The 17,517-nt window shown below is 56.5% G+C and carries 15 protein-coding genes; 9 read left to right on the top strand and 6 right to left on the bottom strand.

Going from position 1 to position 17,517, the window contains the following annotated elements; translation table 11 throughout:
* Positions 1-71: 71 nt before the first annotated feature.
* Positions 72-2,213, top strand: a complete 2,142-nt coding sequence (locus ACEPLT_RS19105; protein WP_032675507.1) for a TonB-dependent siderophore receptor — start codon at positions 72-74, stop codon at positions 2,211-2,213.
* 83 nt (positions 2,214-2,296) lie between these two features.
* Here the strand turns inward: ACEPLT_RS19105 and parE are convergent, their stop codons facing one another.
* Genes parE through nudF form a run of 5 tightly spaced genes read right to left on the bottom strand, consistent with a single transcriptional unit; the run spans position 2,297 to position 6,705 of the window.
* Complete coding sequence (parE, locus tag ACEPLT_RS19110; protein ID WP_008502977.1) at positions 2,297-4,189, bottom strand: DNA topoisomerase IV subunit B; 1,893 nt, start codon at positions 4,187-4,189, stop codon at positions 2,297-2,299.
* A 28-nt stretch (positions 4,190-4,217) separates the two neighbouring features.
* On the bottom strand, positions 4,218-4,799 hold the full coding sequence (gene yqiA, locus ACEPLT_RS19115; protein WP_032675509.1) for an esterase YqiA: 582 nt from the start codon (positions 4,797-4,799) through the stop codon (positions 4,218-4,220).
* Complete coding sequence (gene cpdA, locus ACEPLT_RS19120; protein ID WP_008502975.1) at positions 4,799-5,626, bottom strand: 3',5'-cyclic-AMP phosphodiesterase; 828 nt, start codon at positions 5,624-5,626, stop codon at positions 4,799-4,801. Before cpdA ends, yqiA begins: the two co-directional genes overlap by 1 nt.
* A 27-nt stretch (positions 5,627-5,653) precedes the next feature.
* On the bottom strand, positions 5,654-6,076 hold the full coding sequence (locus ACEPLT_RS19125) for a DUF1249 family protein (RefSeq protein WP_003862516.1): 423 nt from the start codon (positions 6,074-6,076) through the stop codon (positions 5,654-5,656).
* Positions 6,073-6,705, bottom strand: a complete 633-nt coding sequence (gene nudF, locus ACEPLT_RS19130) for an ADP-ribose diphosphatase (protein WP_008502974.1) — start codon at positions 6,703-6,705, stop codon at positions 6,073-6,075. Before nudF ends, ACEPLT_RS19125 begins: the two co-directional genes overlap by 4 nt.
* A 204-nt stretch (positions 6,706-6,909) precedes the next feature.
* Between nudF and tolC the strand changes: the two genes are divergently transcribed.
* The 3 genes from tolC to ACEPLT_RS19145 all read left to right on the top strand — a co-directional run bounded on the left by tolC (position 6,910) and on the right by ACEPLT_RS19145 (position 10,411).
* Positions 6,910-8,388, top strand: a complete 1,479-nt coding sequence (gene tolC / locus ACEPLT_RS19135; protein ID WP_032675510.1) for an outer membrane channel protein TolC — start codon at positions 6,910-6,912, stop codon at positions 8,386-8,388.
* Between the two features lie 194 nt (positions 8,389-8,582).
* A complete protein-coding gene (locus ACEPLT_RS19140; protein WP_008502972.1) occupies positions 8,583-9,248 on the top strand; it encodes a DUF1190 family protein in 666 nt (221 codons plus the stop codon).
* A 2-nt stretch (positions 9,249-9,250) separates the two neighbouring features.
* Complete coding sequence (locus ACEPLT_RS19145) at positions 9,251-10,411, top strand: glutathionylspermidine synthase family protein (RefSeq protein WP_021242309.1); 1,161 nt, start codon at positions 9,251-9,253, stop codon at positions 10,409-10,411.
* A gap of 82 nt (positions 10,412-10,493) precedes the next feature.
* Here the strand turns inward: ACEPLT_RS19145 and ygiD are convergent, their stop codons facing one another.
* The gene (gene ygiD / locus ACEPLT_RS19150) at positions 10,494-11,282 is read right to left on the bottom strand and encodes a 4,5-DOPA-extradiol-dioxygenase (RefSeq protein ID WP_063616160.1); all 789 of its coding nucleotides are present in this window, start codon (positions 11,280-11,282) and stop codon (positions 10,494-10,496) included.
* Positions 11,283-11,478: 196 nt separating this feature from the next.
* Between ygiD and zupT the strand changes: the two genes are divergently transcribed.
* From zupT to ACEPLT_RS19175, 5 genes are all read left to right on the top strand, one after another.
* Positions 11,479-12,252: a zinc transporter ZupT gene (gene zupT, locus ACEPLT_RS19155; protein WP_032653443.1), complete on the top strand. Its 774-nt coding sequence runs from the start codon at positions 11,479-11,481 to the stop codon at positions 12,250-12,252.
* 331 nt (positions 12,253-12,583) lie between these two features.
* Positions 12,584-13,144, top strand: coding sequence for a fimbrial protein (locus ACEPLT_RS19160; RefSeq protein WP_032653446.1), 561 nt, complete (start codon positions 12,584-12,586; stop codon positions 13,142-13,144).
* Between the two features lie 74 nt (positions 13,145-13,218).
* Positions 13,219-15,663 (top strand): fimbria/pilus outer membrane usher protein, encoded by a 2,445-nt coding sequence (locus ACEPLT_RS19165; protein ID WP_115437271.1) that lies wholly within the window; start codon positions 13,219-13,221, stop codon positions 15,661-15,663.
* Between the two features lie 9 nt (positions 15,664-15,672).
* Positions 15,673-16,431: a fimbrial biogenesis chaperone gene (locus ACEPLT_RS19170; protein WP_063616158.1), complete on the top strand. Its 759-nt coding sequence runs from the start codon at positions 15,673-15,675 to the stop codon at positions 16,429-16,431.
* Entirely contained in the window at positions 16,415-17,476 is a 1,062-nt protein-coding gene (locus ACEPLT_RS19175; protein WP_032653455.1) for a type 1 fimbrial protein, read from the top strand. Before ACEPLT_RS19170 ends, ACEPLT_RS19175 begins: the two co-directional genes overlap by 17 nt.
* Positions 17,477-17,517: the final 41 nt, after the last annotated feature.

Here is a 17,517-nt window from a genome sequence, read left to right on the forward strand (position 1 = left end):
GCATAAAAGGGCAATGACTCACACATTCTTCCGTGAAGGTGATTCACGGATATTTTGGGATAACAGATGTAATGGCTACGTTCACACCTTCACTCTCTGGGGTAAAAGGGCGCGCGCTCTTTTCACTGCTGTTTATGGCGCCGCTGGCCCAGGCGGCGGACACCACCGCGGCTAAAGACGGCGAAACGCTTACCGTCACTGCCGATCCAAATACGCCGGCGGAAGCCACCAACGGCTACCAGCCGCTGAACACCTCCACCGCAACGCTGACCAACATGCCGATGCTGGATATCCCGCAGGTGGTGAATACGGTCAGCGATAAAGTGCTGGAGGATCAGCACGCCACCACGCTGGATGAAGCGCTCTATAACGTTAGCAACGTGGTCCAGACGAATACCCTCGGCGGTACGCAGGATGCCTTCGTGCGCCGCGGATTTGGCGCGAACCGGGACGGCTCGATCATGACCAACGGCCTGCGCACCGTCCTGCCGCGCAGCTTTAACGCCGCCACCGAGCGCGTGGAGGTGCTTAAAGGCCCGGCCTCAACGCTGTATGGCATTCTCGATCCGGGCGGCCTGATTAACGTCGTCACCAAACGCCCGGAGAGAACCTTCGGTGGTTCTCTGTCCGCCACCTCCTCCAGCTTTGGCGGCGGCACCGGACAGGTCGATGTGACCGGCCCGATCGACGGCACGCGTCTGGCGTATCGCCTCACGGGTGAGTATCAGGACGAAGATTACTGGCGTAATTTTGGCAACGAACGCAGCACCTTTATCGCCCCGTCGCTCACCTGGTTCGGCGATGATGCCACCGTGACCGTGCTCTATTCGCATCGCGACTATAAAACGCCGTTCGATCGCGGAACGATCTTCGATCTCAACACCAAAAAGGCCGTTGATGTCGATCGTAAAACCCGCTTTGACGAGCCGTTTAACGTGACCGATGGTCAGTCCGATCTGGCGCAGTTGAACGCGGAATACCGTCTTAACAGCCAGTGGACCGCGAAGTTCGACTACAGCTACAGCCAGGACAAATACAGCGATAACCAGGCCCGCGTGATGGCCTACGATGCAAAAACCGGCAACCTGACCCGCCGCGTGGATGCGACCCAGGGCTCGACCCAGCGCATGCACAGCACCCGCGCGGATCTGCAGGGGAATGTCGATATTGCAGGCTTTTACAATGAGATCCTGACCGGCGTGTCGTATGAGAATTACGATTTGCTGCGTACGGACATGATGCGCTGTAAGAACGTCAAAGGTTTCAACATCTACCATCCGGTTTACGGCAAACTCAACAAGTGTACAACCGTCTCCGCCGCAGACAGCGATCAGACGCTCAAGCAGGAGAGTTATTCGGCCTACGCGCAGGATGCCCTGTACCTGACGGATAAGTGGATCGCCGTCGCCGGGATGCGCTACCAGTATTACACCCAGTACGCGGGTAAAGGTCGTCCGTTCAACGTCAACACCGACAGCCGCGACGAACAGTGGACGCCAAAGCTGGGGCTGGTTTACAAGCTCACGCCATCCGTCTCGCTGTTTGCCAACTACTCGCAGACGTTTATGCCGCAGTCGTCCATTGCAAGTTACATTGGCGACCTGCCGCCGGAAACCTCAAACGCCTACGAACTGGGCGCGAAGTTCGACCTGTTCGACGGCGTTACCGCCAATATCGCGCTGTTTGATATCCACAAACGCAACGTGCTGTACAACGAAAGCGTGGGAGGTGAAACCATCGCCAAAACCGCGGGCCGCGTGCGCTCCCAGGGCGTGGAGGTGGATCTTGCCGGATCGCTGACCGAGAACACCAATATTATCGCCAGCTACGGCTATACCGACGCGAAGGTGCTTGAAGACCCGGACTACGCGGGCAAACCGCTGCCGAACGTGCCGCGCCATACCGGCTCCCTGTTCCTGACGTACGACATTCATAATGCGTTTGCGGGGAATACCCTGACGCTGGGCGGCGGCGGACACGGCGTGAGCCGTCGTTCAGCGACCAACGGCGCGGATTATTATCTGCCGGGCTATTTTGTGGCGGATGCCTTTGCGGCCTATAAGATGAAGCTGCAGTATCCGGTGACGCTGCAGGTCAACGTGAAGAACCTGTTTGATAAGACCTACTACACCTCGTCCATTGCGACCAACAACCTGGGCAACCAGATTGGCGACCCTCGCGAAGTGCAGTTTACGGTGAAGATGGAGTTTTGATGTAAAAAAGCCCGGTGGCGCTAGCGCTTACCGGGCCTACGATCCATTCCCTCTCCCTGCGGGAGAGGGTTAGGGTGAGGGCATCAAGCCTCAATATCCGCCATATCGCCTTTCTCCTGCAGCCAGTTACGACGGTCTTCCGAACGTTTCTTGGCAAGGAGCATATCCATCATGGCGTTGGTCTGCTGTTCGTCTTCGTCGCTGATCGTCAGCTGCACCAGACGGCGCGTGTTCGGATCCAGCGTCGTTTCGCGCAGCTGCATCGGGTTCATCTCGCCCAGCCCTTTAAAGCGCTGCACGTTTGGTTTGCCCTTCTTGCGCTTCAGCTGTTCCAGCACGCCCGCTTTCTCTTCTTCCGTCAGCGCGTAGTATACCTCTTTGCCGAGGTCGATACGGTACAGCGGCGGCAGCGCCACGTAGACGTGACCGTTTTTCACCAGCGTACGGAAGTGCTTCACAAACAGCGCGCACAGCAGCGTGGCGATGTGCAGACCATCGGAGTCCGCATCCGCGAGAATGCAGATCTTGCCGTAGCGCAGCTGGCTCAGATCGTCGCTGTCCGGATCGATGCCGATCGCGACCGAGATATCGTGGACTTCCTGCGAGGCCAGCACTTCGTCTGAAGACACTTCCCAGGTGTTCAGGATCTTACCCTTGAGCGGCATGATCGCCTGGTATTCACGATCGCGCGCCTGCTTGGCCGACCCGCCCGCCGAGTCCCCTTCCACGAGGAACAGCTCGGTGCGGTTGAGATCCTGCGCGGTACAGTCTGCCAGCTTGCCCGGCAGCGCAGGGCCGCTGGTCAACTTTTTACGCACCACTTTTTTCGCCGCACGCAGACGACGCTGGGCGCTAGAGATCGCCATTTCGGCCAGCATCTCCGCCGCCTGAACGTTCTGGTTCAGCCACAGGGTAAAGGCATCTTTCACCACGCCGGAGACGAACGCCGCGCACTGGCGTGACGACAGACGTTCTTTGGTCTGACCGGCAAACTGCGGATCCTGCATCTTCACGGAGAGCACGTAGGCGCAGCGGTCCCAGATATCTTCCGCCGACAGCTTCACGCCGCGCGGCAGGATATTACGGTATTCACAGAATTCGCGCATCGCGTCCAGCAGCCCCTGACGCAGGCCGTTGACGTGGGTCCCGCCGAGCATGGTGGGGATCAGGTTAACGTAGCTTTCGGTCAGCAGCTCGCCGCCTTCCGGCAGCCACAGCAGCGCCCAGTCCACCGCTTCGGTATCACCGCTAAAGTTGCCGACGAACGGTTTTTCCGGCAGCGTTGGCAGGCCGTTTACCGCTTCGCACAGGTAGTCGTTCAGGCCATCGGCGTAGCACCAGGTCTGCTCGGTATTATTAACGTGATCTTTAAAGGTGATTTCCACGCCCGGGCAAAGCACCGCTTTGGCTTTCAGCAGGTGCGTCAGGCGGGATACGGAAAAGCGCGGGCTGTCGAAGAAACTCTCGTCAGGCCAGAAGTGGACGCTGGTGCCGGTGTTGCGTTTGCCGCACGTGCCGACAACCTGCAAATCCTGCACCTTCTCGCCGTTTTCAAACGCGATGTTGTAGACCTGACCATCGCGACGGACGTTCACTTCCACGCGTTTGGACAGGGCGTTGACGACGGAAATCCCCACGCCGTGCAGGCCGCCGGAGAACTGGTAGTTTTTGTTGGAGAACTTACCGCCCGCATGCAGACGACAGAGGATCAGCTCAACGGCCGGGACGCCCTCTTCCGGGTGGATATCCACCGGCATGCCGCGCCCGTCGTCAATAACTTCCAGCGACTGATCGGCATGCAGGATGACGTCAACGCGTTTGGCATGGCCCGCCAGCGCTTCGTCCACACTGTTATCAATAACTTCCTGGCCCAGATGGTTTGGGCGCGTCGTATCGGTGTACATCCCCGGGCGGCGGCGAACCGGCTCAAGCCCGGTGAGGACCTCAATGGCATCAGCGTTATAGGTTTGCGTCATGATTTAAACTAGCAATTCGCATTGATTGTCAGTGGCTGTGCAGTCCAAGAAAATCGACAATCTGGGTGAAATGATTCTCAAAGCCCGTGAAAGCATGGTTTCCGCCCTCTTCTATCGTCTGGCGGCAGGAGGCGTAATACGCCACTGCCTGGCGGTAATCCAGCACTTCATCACCCGTCTGCTGCAGCAGCCAGATGAGATCCGGCGCCTCGAGCGGGTCGACCTGCATAACTTTGAGATCGTAAATATGGCGTGACTCTAGCACATATTGCTGGCCGGTGTAGGGGTTCTCGTTTTCGCCAAGAAAGTCCCGCAGCAGCTCAAATGGCCGTACCGCCGGATTAACCACCACGGCGGGCAGCATAAAGCATTGCGAGAGCCAGGTGGCGTAATATCCCCCCAGCGATGAACCGACCACACCAAAGGTTTCGCCGCCGTGCGCAAGCACGATGGATTCCAGCATTTCCGCGGCTTCTGCCGGGTAAGGCGGCAGCTGTGGGATAATCATCTCAACGTCAGGGTGATGCGCGCTCAGCCACTGGCGAAACTGTGTCGCTTTTGCGGAGCGCGGCGAACTGTTAAATCCGTGCAGATAAAGGAGCGTAGACATCAATAGCCTTCTGAAGCGGTGTCCGGGCGGAACTGTGCGCCGGTCAAACGGCAGACTTCCGTGGTCAGCGTGCCGTCGGGATGCAGTTCCAGCCAGCGCCAGCCTGGCGCGATGGTATCCAGCGTAAAGTTGGCGCAGTGCGGCTTAAACTGAACGCAGGTCGACGGCGTCGCCAGCATGCGGCGTCCGTTCCAGTCGAGATCCTGCTCCTGGTGAATATGCCCACACAGCAGATTTTTCACCCGCGGGAACTTCGCCAGCACGCGATCCAGCGCCGCGGAGTTGCGCAGGCTGTGCTGATCGAGCCAGCTGCAGCCCGCCGGCAGAGGATGATGATGAAGCAACAGCAGCGTGTGACGTTCAGGTTCAGCGGCCAGTTTGGTCTCCAGCCAGTCGAGCTGAAACTCACTGAGTTCACCGTGCGGGACGCCGAACACCTGGCTGTCCAGCAGCAGGATCTGCCACTGTTCACCCGCAAAAACACATTTCGCCGGAGAAATCCCCGCATCCTGGAGAGAACTGTACATGGCGGGCTGAAAATCGTGGTTACCCGGCAGCCAGACGCAGGGCGCGCTAAAGCTCGCGATGCCTTCAGCAAAATGCTGGTAGGCCGCGGAAGATTGGTCCTGCGCCAGATCGCCCGTTGCGACAATCAGATCGCATGCACGGTTTTCAGCGTGAATGGCGCTCAGTACCGCCTGATAACTCTCCCAGGTATTCACCCCCAGCAGCGTTTCATGCTTTTCGGCAAAAAGGTGGGTATCGGTGATTTGTAATATCCTGACTGGCGCCCCACCAGCAACAGTCAGGTTCAACAGGCTTTCCAAATGGTGTCCTTAGGTAGGTTTATGACGCTAACAAACCGGAATCGCCATTGCTCCATGTGCTAAACAATACCTTAGCCAGTCGGCTAAAAACTGGTTAATTTGATGCTTTTCGTCGCGTTGATGCAACTTTTTATTCGGGTAATCATACCGCGCCTTGAAGCGAAAGATCTGCTGGCTTGAACACACTTCAGCGACCATCGCGTCGTGATAGAGGCGTACCGTCATCGACGGCAGGCTCCAGTAGCTAATGCTGGGTGCCGTTTGCTCAATCTCCACCAGCGTAGTGTAGCGCGTTGATTCCGTTATCGTTAATCGATACTGCGCGTTGCTCACCTGATAGCTTACCGTTTCGCCGGGTGCGTCGTTTCTCGGCAGCAGGCGGCGCAATTGTGCAAAATTGGTTTCGCACAGGCGCATCATTTCTGGGAAGTCAGGCGTATAGCGCTTCATTTTTTCCACTCGTTTCGTAATGTCTGATAATGCAGCTGCAGCCATTGCAGGGCGATGACAGACGCTGCGTTGTCGATTTTCCCCTCTTCTACCCACTGATAAGCCTGTTCCCGGCTCACCACATGAACCCGAATATCTTCGTTTTCATCAGCCAGACCGTGAATCCCTTCTGCGGTCGTGGCGTCCACTTCGCCCACCATAATGGATAAGCGTTCGCTGGTGCCACCCGGACTCGCCAGATAGCTCAACACCGGTTTGGTGCGGCCCACCACCAGCCCCGCCTCTTCCAGCGCCTCGCGCCGGGCGACGTCTTCAACCGTCTCGCCTTCTTCGATCATCCCGGCCACCATCTCCAGTAGCCACGGGCTCTCACTGACGTCATAAGCGGCGATGCGGATCTGCTCCACCAGCACGACTTCGTCACGCACTGGGTCAAAGGGTAGCAAGACTGCCGCATGCCCGCGCTCAAAAATTTCGCGTCTGATTTCGCCGCTCATTTCACCGTTAAACAGGCGATGCCTGAAACGGTAAAGATCCATTGAAAAAAAACCGCTATAAAGCGTTTCTCGTGCAATAATTTCTACATCGTTTTTGGCGAATGTCACGGGCAACTTTTCTGGTTTTTGCATGAGTCGAGTCCTGGTAGCAATGGTGATGAAATTGTGAATTTCAAGGCTGTTTGGCTGCCGTTTGTAAGGCTATATGGTAGATTGGTGCAAATTACCGCCAGATGGCACGTAACGCCAACCTTTTGGTGTGGATGATTCTGTTAGAATCGGCAATTATTTTTTAATTAGATCAGCGCTAATACTGCTTCACAACAAGGAATGCAAATGAAGAAATTGCTCCCCATCCTTATCGGCCTGAGCCTGACGGGCTTCAGTGCAATGAGCCAGGCGGAAAACCTGTTACAGGTCTACCAGCAGGCACGTCTGGGCAACCCTGATTTACGTAAATCAGCGGCCGATCGTGATGCTGCGTTTGAAAAGATTAACGAAGCGCGTAGCCCCTTGCTGCCACAGTTAGGGTTAGGTGCAGATTATACCTACAGCAACGGTTTCCGCGACGCTAACGGCGTAAACTCCAATGCTACCAGTGCCTCACTGCAATTAACACAGACGCTGTTTGATATGTCCAAATGGCGTGCCCTGACCCTGCAGGAAAAGAGCGCGGGCATCCAGGATGTGACCTATCAGACCGACCAGCAGACGCTGATCCTGAACACAGCTACGGCGTACTTCAACGTGCTGAGCGCCATTGACGCGCTCTCCTACACCGAAGCGCAGAAACAGGCCATTTACCGTCAGTTAGATCAAACCACCCAGCGCTTCAACGTGGGTCTGGTGGCGATCACCGACGTGCAGAACGCCCGTTCACAGTACGACACCGTGCTGGCCAACGAAGTGACCGCGCGTAATAACCTCGACAACGCGCTGGAATCCCTGCGCCAGGTGACCGGGAACTACTATCCTGAGCTGGCCTCCCTGAACGTCGACAGCTTCAAAACGGATAAGCCGCAGGCCGTTAACGCCCTGCTGAAAGAGGCGGAAAACCGCAACCTGACGTTGCTGCAGGCGCGTCTGAACCAGGACCTGGCCCGCGAGCAGATTCGTCAGGCGCAGGACGGCCATCTGCCAACCCTGAGCCTGAGCGCCTCTACCGGCGTTTCTGACACCACCTACAGTGGCTCTAAAACCAATTCTGCCCAGTATGACGACAGCAATATGGGTCAGAACAAGGTGGGCCTGAGCTTCTCCCTGCCGCTGTATCAGGGTGGTCAGGTTAACTCTCAGGTGAAACAGGCGCAGTACAACTTTGTTGGCGCGAGCGAGCAGCTGGAAAGCGCCCATCGTAACGTGGTGCAGACCGTACGTTCATCCTTCAACAACGTGAACGCCTCAATCAGCAGCATCAACGCCTATAAACAGGCCGTTGTGTCTGCACAGAGCTCCCTGGACGCGATGGAAGCGGGTTACTCGGTTGGTACACGTACTATCGTTGACGTGCTCGACGCGACCACCACGCTGTACAACGCGAAACAGCAGCTCTCCAGCGCGCGTTATCAGTACCTGATTAACCAGCTGAACATTAAGCAGGCTCTGGGTACGCTGAACGAGCAAGACCTGCAGATGCTGAACAGCGCACTGGGCAAGCCGGTCTCCACCTCTCCGGACAGCGTTGCACCGGAGAACCCGGAGCAGGTTGCCGCGGTTGATAACTTCAACGCTAACAGCACTACCCCTGCTGCACAGCCTGCTGCCGCGCGCACCACAGCGCCTGCCAGCAAGGGCAATAATCCGTTCCGTAACTAAGCATTGCCCGATGGCGCTTCGCTTATCGGGCCTACTGAATCGTAGGCCGGGTAAGCGCAGCGCCACCCGGCGCAAAATCACATCCGAACGTAAGCCAACGTAAAGATCCCCCTGATTCCGCCCCTCTTCGCTTCATTTTCAACCACTCATCCTCTATCCTGAGCGTTATTACCACTGGGTCCTGGAAGACAAACATGAAACGGACAAAAACGATCAATCACGCGTCGTTCCGCAAGAGCTGGAACGCACGTCACCTCACCCCTGTTGCGCTGGCGGTTACCGCTGTCTTTATGCTGGCAGGCTGTGAGAAAAACGATGAAACGGTTTCGCTGTATCAAAACGCGGACGACTGCTCCGCCGCAACCGGCAAAGCGGCCGAATGTAAAACGGCCTACACCAACGCGCTGAAAGAAGCGGAACGCACCGCGCCGAAATATGCCTCACGCGAAGACTGCGTAGCGGAATTTGGTGAAGGTCAGTGCCAGCAGGCACCGGCTCAGGCAGGCACGGCACCTGAAAATCAGGCACAGGCGCAGTCCAGCGGCAGCTTCTGGATGCCGCTGATGGCAGGCTACATGATGGGCCGTCTGATGGGCGGCGGCGCGGGCTACCAGCAGCAGCCGCTGTTTAGCTCGAAAAACCCGGCCAGCCCGGCTTACGGTCAATATACCGATGCCAGCGGTAAAGGCTACGGCGCAGCGACTCCGGGCCGCACCGTAACCGTACCGAAAACCGCGATGGCGCCGAAGCCTGCGACCACCAGCACCATCACCCGCGGCGGGTTCGGTGAGTCTGTGGCGAAACAGACCAGCATGCAGCGCAGTGCATCAGGCACCTCTACTCGCTCAATGGGCGGCTGATCATGGAACGAGTCAGTATTACCGAGCGCCCGGACTGGCGCGAAAAAGCCACCGAGTACGGCTTTAACTTCCACACCATGTACGGCGAGCCGTACTGGTGTGAAGACGCTTACTACAAGCTCACCCTGGCCCAGGTTGAGAAGCTGGAAGAGGTCACGGCTGAGCTGCACCAGATGTGCCTCAAGGTGGTGGAAAAAGTCATCGACAGCGACGAGCTGATGGCCAAGTTCCGCATTCCAAAGCACACCTGGAGCTTTGTCCGCCAGTCGTGGAAAACGAATCAGCCTTCGCTTTACTCTCGCCTGGATCTGGCGTGGGACGGCGTGGGTGAACCGAAGCTTTTAGAAAACAACGCCGATACGCCAACCTCCCTCTATGAAGCGGCATTCTTCCAGTGGATCTGGCTGGAAGACCAGATGAACGCCGGAAACCTGCCGGAAGGCAGCGACCAGTTCAACAGCCTGCAGGAGAAGCTGATCGAGCGCTTTGCCGAGCTGCGCGAGCAGTTTGGCTTCAACCTGCTGCATCTCGCCTGCTGCCGCGACACGGAAGAAGATCGTGGCACGGTTCAGTATCTGCAGGATTGCGCCGCCGAAGCGGAAGTGGCGACCGAGTTCCTCTATATCGAGGATATCGGCCTGGGTGAAAAAGGTCAGTTTACGGACATGCAGGATCAGGTCATCAGCAACCTGTTCAAGCTCTACCCGTGGGAGTATATGCTGCGCGAGATGTTCTCCACCAAGCTGGAAGACGCGGGCGTGCGCTGGCTGGAACCGGCCTGGAAGAGCATTATCTCCAACAAGGCCCTGCTGCCGATGCTGTGGGAGATGTTCCCGAATCACCCTAACCTGCTGCCAGCGTACTTTGCGGAAGATGATTACCCGCAGATGGAGAAATACGTCGTTAAGCCGATCTTCTCCCGCGAAGGCGCGAACGTGTCGATCATCGAAAACGGTAAAACGCTGGAAGCGGTTGAAGGGCCTTACGGCGAGGAAGGGATGATCGTCCAGGCGTTCTATCAACTGCCGAAATTTGGCGACAGCTATACGCTAATTGGCAGCTGGCTCATTAACGATCAACCTGCCGGAATTGGCATTCGCGAAGATCGCGCGCTGATCACGCAGGATCTGTCGCGGTTCTACCCGCATATTTTTGTGGAGTAAGACTTGCCCGGTGGCGCTACGCTTACCGGGCCTACGCTCGACCTGTAGGCCGGGTAAGGCGAAGCCGCCACCCGGCATATTTTCACCCTACCTGTACCGACAGCATACTCAGGCTTCCCATCTCAATCCCGTCGACCGGGATCGTCACCGGCTCCTGGCCATCCCACGCGCCAAGCACGTACAGCAGCGGCAGGAAATGCTCCGGCGTCGGGTTAGAGAGCGAACCGCCCTCATGATCCAGATAGTTCACCAGCGGATGTGCCTCAGCCGGACCCTGCCAGGTCAGGTTCGCTTTAACGTAGTCATTAAAAGCGGTCGCCCACGGGTAAGGCGTATTCTCACCGTGCCAGCGTGCCGTGCGCAGGTTGTGCACCACGTTGCCGCTTGCCACCAGCATGATGCCTTCATCACGAAGCGTTGCCAGCTTACGGCCCATCTCCAGATGCCAGGCGGCCGGTTTGGTGCTGTCGATGCTCAGCTGCACCATCGGGATATCCGCATCAGGATACATTTTAATCAACACGCCCCACGAGCCGTGGTCAAAACCCCAGGCTTCTTTATCCAGCGCAACCGGAACAGGCGCCAGCAGTTCCACCAGCCTTTGTGCCAGCTCAGGCGAGCCGGGGGCCGGATAGTGGGTGTCATACAGCGCCTGCGGGAAGCCGCCAAAATCATGAATGGTCTTTGGCGCTTCCATGGCGGTCACGCCTGTGCCGCGGGTGAACCAGTGCGCGGATACCACCACAATCGCTTTTGGACGCGGCAGCGTCTCGCCCAGATGACGCCATGCGCGGGTATAGACGTTATCTTCCAGAACGTTCATTGGGCTGCCGTGGCCTAAAAACAGGGCTGGCATACGGGATGAAGTCATGATGATATCCTTACAGAAGGTGTCAATTTAATGGTGCTACATTACGCGCAATCGGACAAAGATGAACGCAGATAAGCGTGAAGATCATCATCAGGAAATTTGAATGTAAGGAATGTGTAAAGCCGGGGTTGGCCCCTCGCTTTGCCAGAAATGAATCATTTATATTAATGAGAATCATTATCACAAGGAGCAATGCATGTCAGTCCCTCTGATCCTGACCATACTGGCGGGCGCCGCGACGTTCATCGGCGCGATCCTCGGCGTGCTTGGTCAGAAGCCGTCAAACCGCGTGCTGGCCTTCTCGCTGGGCTTTGCTGCCGGGATCATGCTGCTCATCTCCCTGATGGAGATGCTCCCTGCGGCGCTGGGCACGGAAGGCATGTCTCCGCTGCTGGGCTACGGCATGTTTGTCGTTGGCCTGCTGGGATACTTCGCGCTCGACCGCATGTTGCCCCACGCGCACCCTCAGGACTTAATGCAAAAAAACGTAACGCCCGCGCCGCGCAACATTAAGCGCACCGCCATTTTGCTGACGCTCGGTATAAGCCTGCACAACTTCCCGGAAGGCGTGGCGACGTATGTCACCGCCAGCAGCAACCTGGAAATGGGCCTCGGCATCGCCCTGGCGGTGGCGTTGCACAATATTCCAGAAGGACTCGCGGTGGCCGGTCCGGTCTATGCCGCTACGGGCTCAAAGCGCACGGCAATCTTCTGGGCCGGGATCTCCGGCATGGCGGAAATTCTTGGCGGCGTGCTGGCCTGGCTCATCCTCGGTAGCCTGGTTTCGCCGGTCGTCATGGCTGCCATTATGGCCGCGGTTGCGGGGATTATGGTTGCGCTGTCGGTAGACGAGCTAATGCCGCTGGCGAAAGAGATCGATCCAAACAACAACCCAAGCTATGGCGTCCTGTGCGGGATGTCGGTGATGGGGCTAAGTCTGGTCTTACTTCAGGCCGCAGGCATTGGCTGACATGACGGGCGCCTCCTGAAACAGAGGCGCCTATTATTTGTTAAAGGAATAACTTTTTACGGAATATACGCCACGCCTCCTTCCTTATAAAAAAATCAAGTTTTTTATTGAACATTACTGTGCGTAATAACACTAAACAATGCATCCGGCATTATAATTTACACTTCTTGAAATTCATCCACTTACAATAACCCGTATTTATATTTTAATTATATCTACAATGATTTTTAAGCGTGGTTAATCGCATTACCCCGCCGGAGATCGATATACTTTCCTGGCAATATTCTGATTAATATTCAGGATATGAATTCAACTGAAAAAGGATATTTTCATGTTTACAGGAAAAAAAGTGCTTTTAGCCGTGGCAATGGCCACGCTTATTTCTGGATCGGCATTGGCTGCAGAACAAGGCTCAGGCAAGATCAAATTCAAAGGGGTGGTGATTGATGCGCCGTGCAGCATTGCTCCTGATAGCGTTGATAAAGAAGTCGATCTGGGTGAAATTACGACTGCCGTTATTAATGCCAATAAAAAATCGTCTCCCGTTGCGGTAGATATCAACCTGGAAAACTGCCAGCTGGACGATCCAGGCGATGAAACCGATACCCCAATCACCAAGGTTGACGTCACGTTCACCAGCTCCGCCACGGATACAACGGATACCAGCCTGATGACCAACACCTATGCCAGCGGTGCGCAGAACGTGGGCGTCCGTCTGCTGGATAATGCGGAAGCGAACATCACCCTGGGTAGCGCCAGTGAAGTTACCCTGCTGGCAGGCTCCGCCACCCAGACGCTGCACTTTAAGGCGCAGATGGAAGTGCTGAGCGGCAAAACGGCAACGCCGGGTCAGGTTGAAGCCACCGCAAACTATGTGCTGGCGTATAAATAATTCGAATTTACCTCGTTATCTACCGACTGGCTCGTTATGCCAGTCGGCATTTTATATTTACCTTGAGCAACAGGATGATGAAACATAAATCAACATGCATAATCATCATTACCGCCCTGTTAATGACGAAAGTCGCCTCTGGTACCGAATTTAATATTAATGCCATCGATAAAGATCAGCGCAACAGCGTCGATTTAACACAGTTTAAAGATCGCGCCTCCGTCGTCCCCGGTCGTTATTTTGTTACGATTTCAATTAATGACACCCCCTTAGCAAACGGCTGGCAGTTAACGTGGAAAAAAGTGAATGATGCAGTTCAGGTCTGTATTCCCGCCGAACTGGCCGACACGTTCGGCCTGCAGGATAAAATACGGGAATCGCTCACTGAAAAAGAGGGCTGTATAGACTTCGCCCCGCTGCCGGACATTCATTTTACCTTTGAACAAGCAAGCCAGACGCTAAACGTGTCCATTCCCCAGGCGTGGCTGCAGTACCGTTCTGCCGACTGGATGCCGCCGTCAACCTGGGATAACGGCGTGGCGGGCGTCCTGCTGGACTACAATCTTTTTGCCAGCCACTACCAGCCCAACAGCGGCAGCAGTTCAGATAATGCCAACACTTACGGCACGGCGGGCGCGAACGTCGGCGCCTGGCGGCTGCGCAGCGATTATCAATACAACCAAACGCACGCGGACGGCGGTTCAGAGCATAACGGGCGCTTCTCGCGCGTTTATATGTTCCGCCCCCTCCCCACCATGGGCGCAAAGCTGACGCTCGGCGAGACGGATTTCCAGTCGTCGATTTTCGATGCCTTCACCTACACCGGCGCGTCGCTTATCAGCGATGAGCGCATGCTGCCGTGGTCACTGCGCGGCTATGCGCCACAAATCTCCGGCATTGCCCAAACCAACGCGACGGTCACCGTAAGCCTCGCCGACAGGGTCATCTATCAAACAAAAGTCCCGCCGGGCCCGTTCATCATTCAGGATCTCAACCAGTCGGTGCAGGGCACGCTCGACGTGAAGGTGACGGAAGAAGATGGCCGGGTGAGTACGTTCCAGGTCTCCGCCGAATCCGTTCCCTTCCTGACGCGTCAGGGCCAGGTTCGCTACAAGCTGGCGGCAGGCAAGCCGCGAAAGGACGCATCGCATGACGTTGAGGACAGTACCTTCATGAGCGGCGAGTTTTCCTGGGGCATGCTGTCGCAAACCTCGCTCTATGGCGGAACGCTGGCCGATGGTGACCACTACCGCGCCCTGGCCGCCGGGCTGGGACAAAACATGGCGTATCTGGGCGCGCTCTCGTTTGATATCACCCGGGCCACCAGCCAGCTGCCGGGCGCGGATCCGCAGACGGGCTACAGCTACCGTTTTAACTACAGTAAACGGTTCGACACCACCGGTAGCCAGCTTACGCTGGCGAGCTACCGCTACTCGGACCGTCAGTTCCTGAGCTATGCGCGCTATCTGGATAACGACAACAGCGACAGCCAGACGGAAAAACAGACCCTCAGTGTCACCGCCAGTCAGTACATATCGGCCCTCTCGCTAAACCTTTATCTGAGCATGCTGCGCCAAACCTGGTGGGACGACTCGCCTTCCACGACCGGCAGCGTCACCGCTGGCTATAACTTCGACCTTGGCCGCTGGAAAAACCTTGGCCTGACCCTGTCGCTGAGCAGAACCCATTACGAAGATGATGAAGAGGACGATAACCAGTTTTATCTCTCGCTGAGCGTGCCGCTCGATCCTGACCATCGCCTGAACTACGACCTGCGCAACGGCGACAGCCTGAGCCAGAGCGTCTCCTGGTACGATACTTCTGACCGGAACAATACCTGGGGCGTTTCTGCTGGCACCGAGAGCGAAAAAGCCGATGCGGGCGCACAGTTCAGCGGAAACTATCAGCACTATTCTTCGCTGGGGGATCTCAACGTCTCGGGCAGCTATAAGGCGAATGAGTACAACTCAATGAGCGCCAGCTGGAACGGATCGTTTACCGGGACGGCGAAAGGGTTTGCCCTGCACCGTCGCAGCTACGGCAATGAGCCACGCGTCATGGTCAGCACTGACGGCGTGGGCCATATCCCGCTGAACGTATCGCATGACGAAACCAACGCGTCGGGTATCGGCGTTCTGCCGTCGTTATCCAGCTATACCCCGGCCAGCGTGCGGGTCAACATGAACAATTTGCCTGACGGCGTTGACGTCGATACGCGGGTGGTCACTTCCACCTGGACAGAAGGTGCCATCGGCTATCGTCAAATCGCGACCCGAGCCGGTAACGATATTGCCGGCATTTTGCGAACGCCTTCCGGGACACCGCCGCTCGGCGCCCTGGTCCGCCTGCAGGATAACGGCCTGCAGGTCGGCATGGTCGCCGAGGAGGGCCGCGTCTGGCTGGGCGCCGTCCAGCCTGAGCAACAGTTCCTGGTCACGTGGGGAGACAACCAACAGTGTCGCTTCTCGTTACCTTCTCACCTTGAAAACAGTATGCAGCTCATGCTGCCTTGCCAGTAAGAAACCATGATGAAACTCACCCCATTCAAGGCCCTGAGCCTGATATTGCTCGGCACCGCACTGAACGCGCATGCCGCCATTAACCTGGACCGCACGCGGATCGTTTTTCCCGAAGGGGACAAGGCAAGCAGCCTGAAAGTCGATAACCAGAGCAAAACCTTACCCTACCTGGCGCTTTCCTGGATTGAAGACGAAAACGGGCGCAAAGAGGACAGCCACTTCATGGCGCTACCGCCCATTCAGCGCATAGAAGCGGGCGCGTCATCGCAGGTCAGGATTGTGAAGCAGGCAGCGGTTGGGCAGTTGCCGAAGGACAGAGAGTCGCTGTTTTACTTCAACCTGCGAGAAGTTCCGCCCAAAAGCGGCGCCAGCGAGGCGCGCAGCGTTATGCAGGTGGCGATGCAGAGCCGCATTAAGCTGTTCTGGCGGCCAAAAGCCATCACCAAAAAGCCGGGTGATCAAAGCGAAATGCGCATGGAAATTACCGCCACCGCAACGGGGCTCAGCGTACATAACCCCACGCCCTATTACATCACACTCGCGTGGCTGAGTAAAAATGCGAAAACCCAGCTGCCGGGCTTCGACAGCCTGATGATTGCTCCGTTTGCCACGGCGTCCACCTCTACCGGCGACTACCACGGGAGCTACTACAGCGTGGGTTACATTGATGATTACGGCGCGCTGAAAAAAGTGGACGTTACCTGTGCGGGTAAGGCGCCATGCCAGCTCAGCGAGCGGAAGGGTCAAAACAATGCGCAAGCTCGTTAATTGTCTGTTTTTGCTGCTGTTCGCCCTTCTGCCCGTCAGAGAGGCGCTGGCGCTTGACTGCTATCTCGGCGTTTCCGGCGGGCCCGTCGAGGAGACAAAAACGATCTCCCCTTTTGCCATTCCCAGCAACGCGCAGGTGGGGGAAAAGATATGGGAATCTGACGATATCAAAGTCCCTGTGACCTGCGACCACAACACCACCAGTAATTTTGAAAAAGAGGACATCTACGCCTGGGTTAACCCCTACCCGTCGGCGTCCGATCCCTACTACGAACTCGGCGTAACCTATGAAGGGATTGACTACGATGCGACGGGGCAACCCAACGGGGTTGATACCTCCCAGTGCCTTGATAACAAACAGATCACTATCTATACCCCCGCCCAAATCCAGCAAATGGGCTGGGAGAACCGCATCTGTTCCGGCAATGCGAACGACATTCACACCTCACGCACGTTCATCGTGCGCTTTCGTCTGTACGTCAGAATCAAGGTCATGCCGCCGCACGGCTACGTCAGCACGCTCGGGGACTATATCGTGGTGCAGTTCGACGGCAAGGGCGGCGTCAACCAGATGTCCGATGCGAAAAACCTGAAGTATCATATTAATGGCCTGAACAATATCACCGTGCTGGACTGCGGGGCGACCTTCAGCATCTATCCGGAAAATCAGGAGATTGATTTTGGTACGTTCAGCGCTCGCGACATAATGAATCAGGGAAAGCGAACGCGCACGTTCTCGGTCAGAACGACCAAGATACAGGACGCCGAGTGTTCCGATGGGTTTAAAATGGATTCGTCGTTCTATACGAACGAGATGCTGAGCGAAGAAGATACCGCCCTGCTCATCGGTAACGGCCTGAAATTACGCATCCTGAACGGAACGCAGCCCTACACCTTTAACCGATACGATGAGTATGCCGATTTTACCGGCAGTACGTTGCAGTACGAACAGACCTATACCGCTGAGCTGACGCCGGTGCCGGGAAAAGCGATCCAGTCCGGACCATTTGAAACCGTGGTGCTGTTCAAAATTAACTACCACTAAACGTAAAAAAGCCGGGTTTCCCCGGCTTTTTCACATCAGCC

It is taken from the genome of Enterobacter sp. fkY84-1 (genome assembly GCF_052974705.1).

What these genes read in the sequence shown, in the direction of transcription:
- ACEPLT_RS19125 (WP_003862516.1), bottom strand. Translation starts at nt 6,076, where the DNA reads ATGAAGCGCTATACGCCTGACTTCCCAGAAATGATGCGCCTGTGCGAA.
- ACEPLT_RS19160 (WP_032653446.1), top strand. Translation starts at nt 12,584, where the DNA reads ATGTTTACAGGAAAAAAAGTGCTTTTAGCCGTGGCAATGGCCACGCTT.
- ACEPLT_RS19170 (WP_063616158.1), top strand. Translation starts at nt 15,673, where the DNA reads ATGAAACTCACCCCATTCAAGGCCCTGAGCCTGATATTGCTCGGCACC.
- ygiD (WP_063616160.1), bottom strand. Translation starts at nt 11,282, where the DNA reads ATGACTTCATCCCGTATGCCAGCCCTGTTTTTAGGCCACGGCAGCCCA.
- tolC (WP_032675510.1), top strand. Translation starts at nt 6,910, where the DNA reads ATGAAGAAATTGCTCCCCATCCTTATCGGCCTGAGCCTGACGGGCTTC.
- ACEPLT_RS19105 (WP_032675507.1), top strand. Translation starts at nt 72, where the DNA reads ATGGCTACGTTCACACCTTCACTCTCTGGGGTAAAAGGGCGCGCGCTC.
- nudF (WP_008502974.1), bottom strand. Translation starts at nt 6,705, where the DNA reads ATGCAAAAACCAGAAAAGTTGCCCGTGACATTCGCCAAAAACGATGTA.
- ACEPLT_RS19165 (WP_115437271.1), top strand. Translation starts at nt 13,219, where the DNA reads ATGATGAAACATAAATCAACATGCATAATCATCATTACCGCCCTGTTA.
- yqiA (WP_032675509.1), bottom strand. Translation starts at nt 4,799, where the DNA reads ATGTCTACGCTCCTTTATCTGCACGGATTTAACAGTTCGCCGCGCTCC.
- zupT (WP_032653443.1), top strand. Translation starts at nt 11,479, where the DNA reads ATGTCAGTCCCTCTGATCCTGACCATACTGGCGGGCGCCGCGACGTTC.
- ACEPLT_RS19145 (WP_021242309.1), top strand. Translation starts at nt 9,251, where the DNA reads ATGGAACGAGTCAGTATTACCGAGCGCCCGGACTGGCGCGAAAAAGCC.
- ACEPLT_RS19140 (WP_008502972.1), top strand. Translation starts at nt 8,583, where the DNA reads ATGAAACGGACAAAAACGATCAATCACGCGTCGTTCCGCAAGAGCTGG.
- parE (WP_008502977.1), bottom strand. Translation starts at nt 4,189, where the DNA reads ATGACGCAAACCTATAACGCTGATGCCATTGAGGTCCTCACCGGGCTT.
- ACEPLT_RS19175 (WP_032653455.1), top strand. Translation starts at nt 16,415, where the DNA reads ATGCGCAAGCTCGTTAATTGTCTGTTTTTGCTGCTGTTCGCCCTTCTG.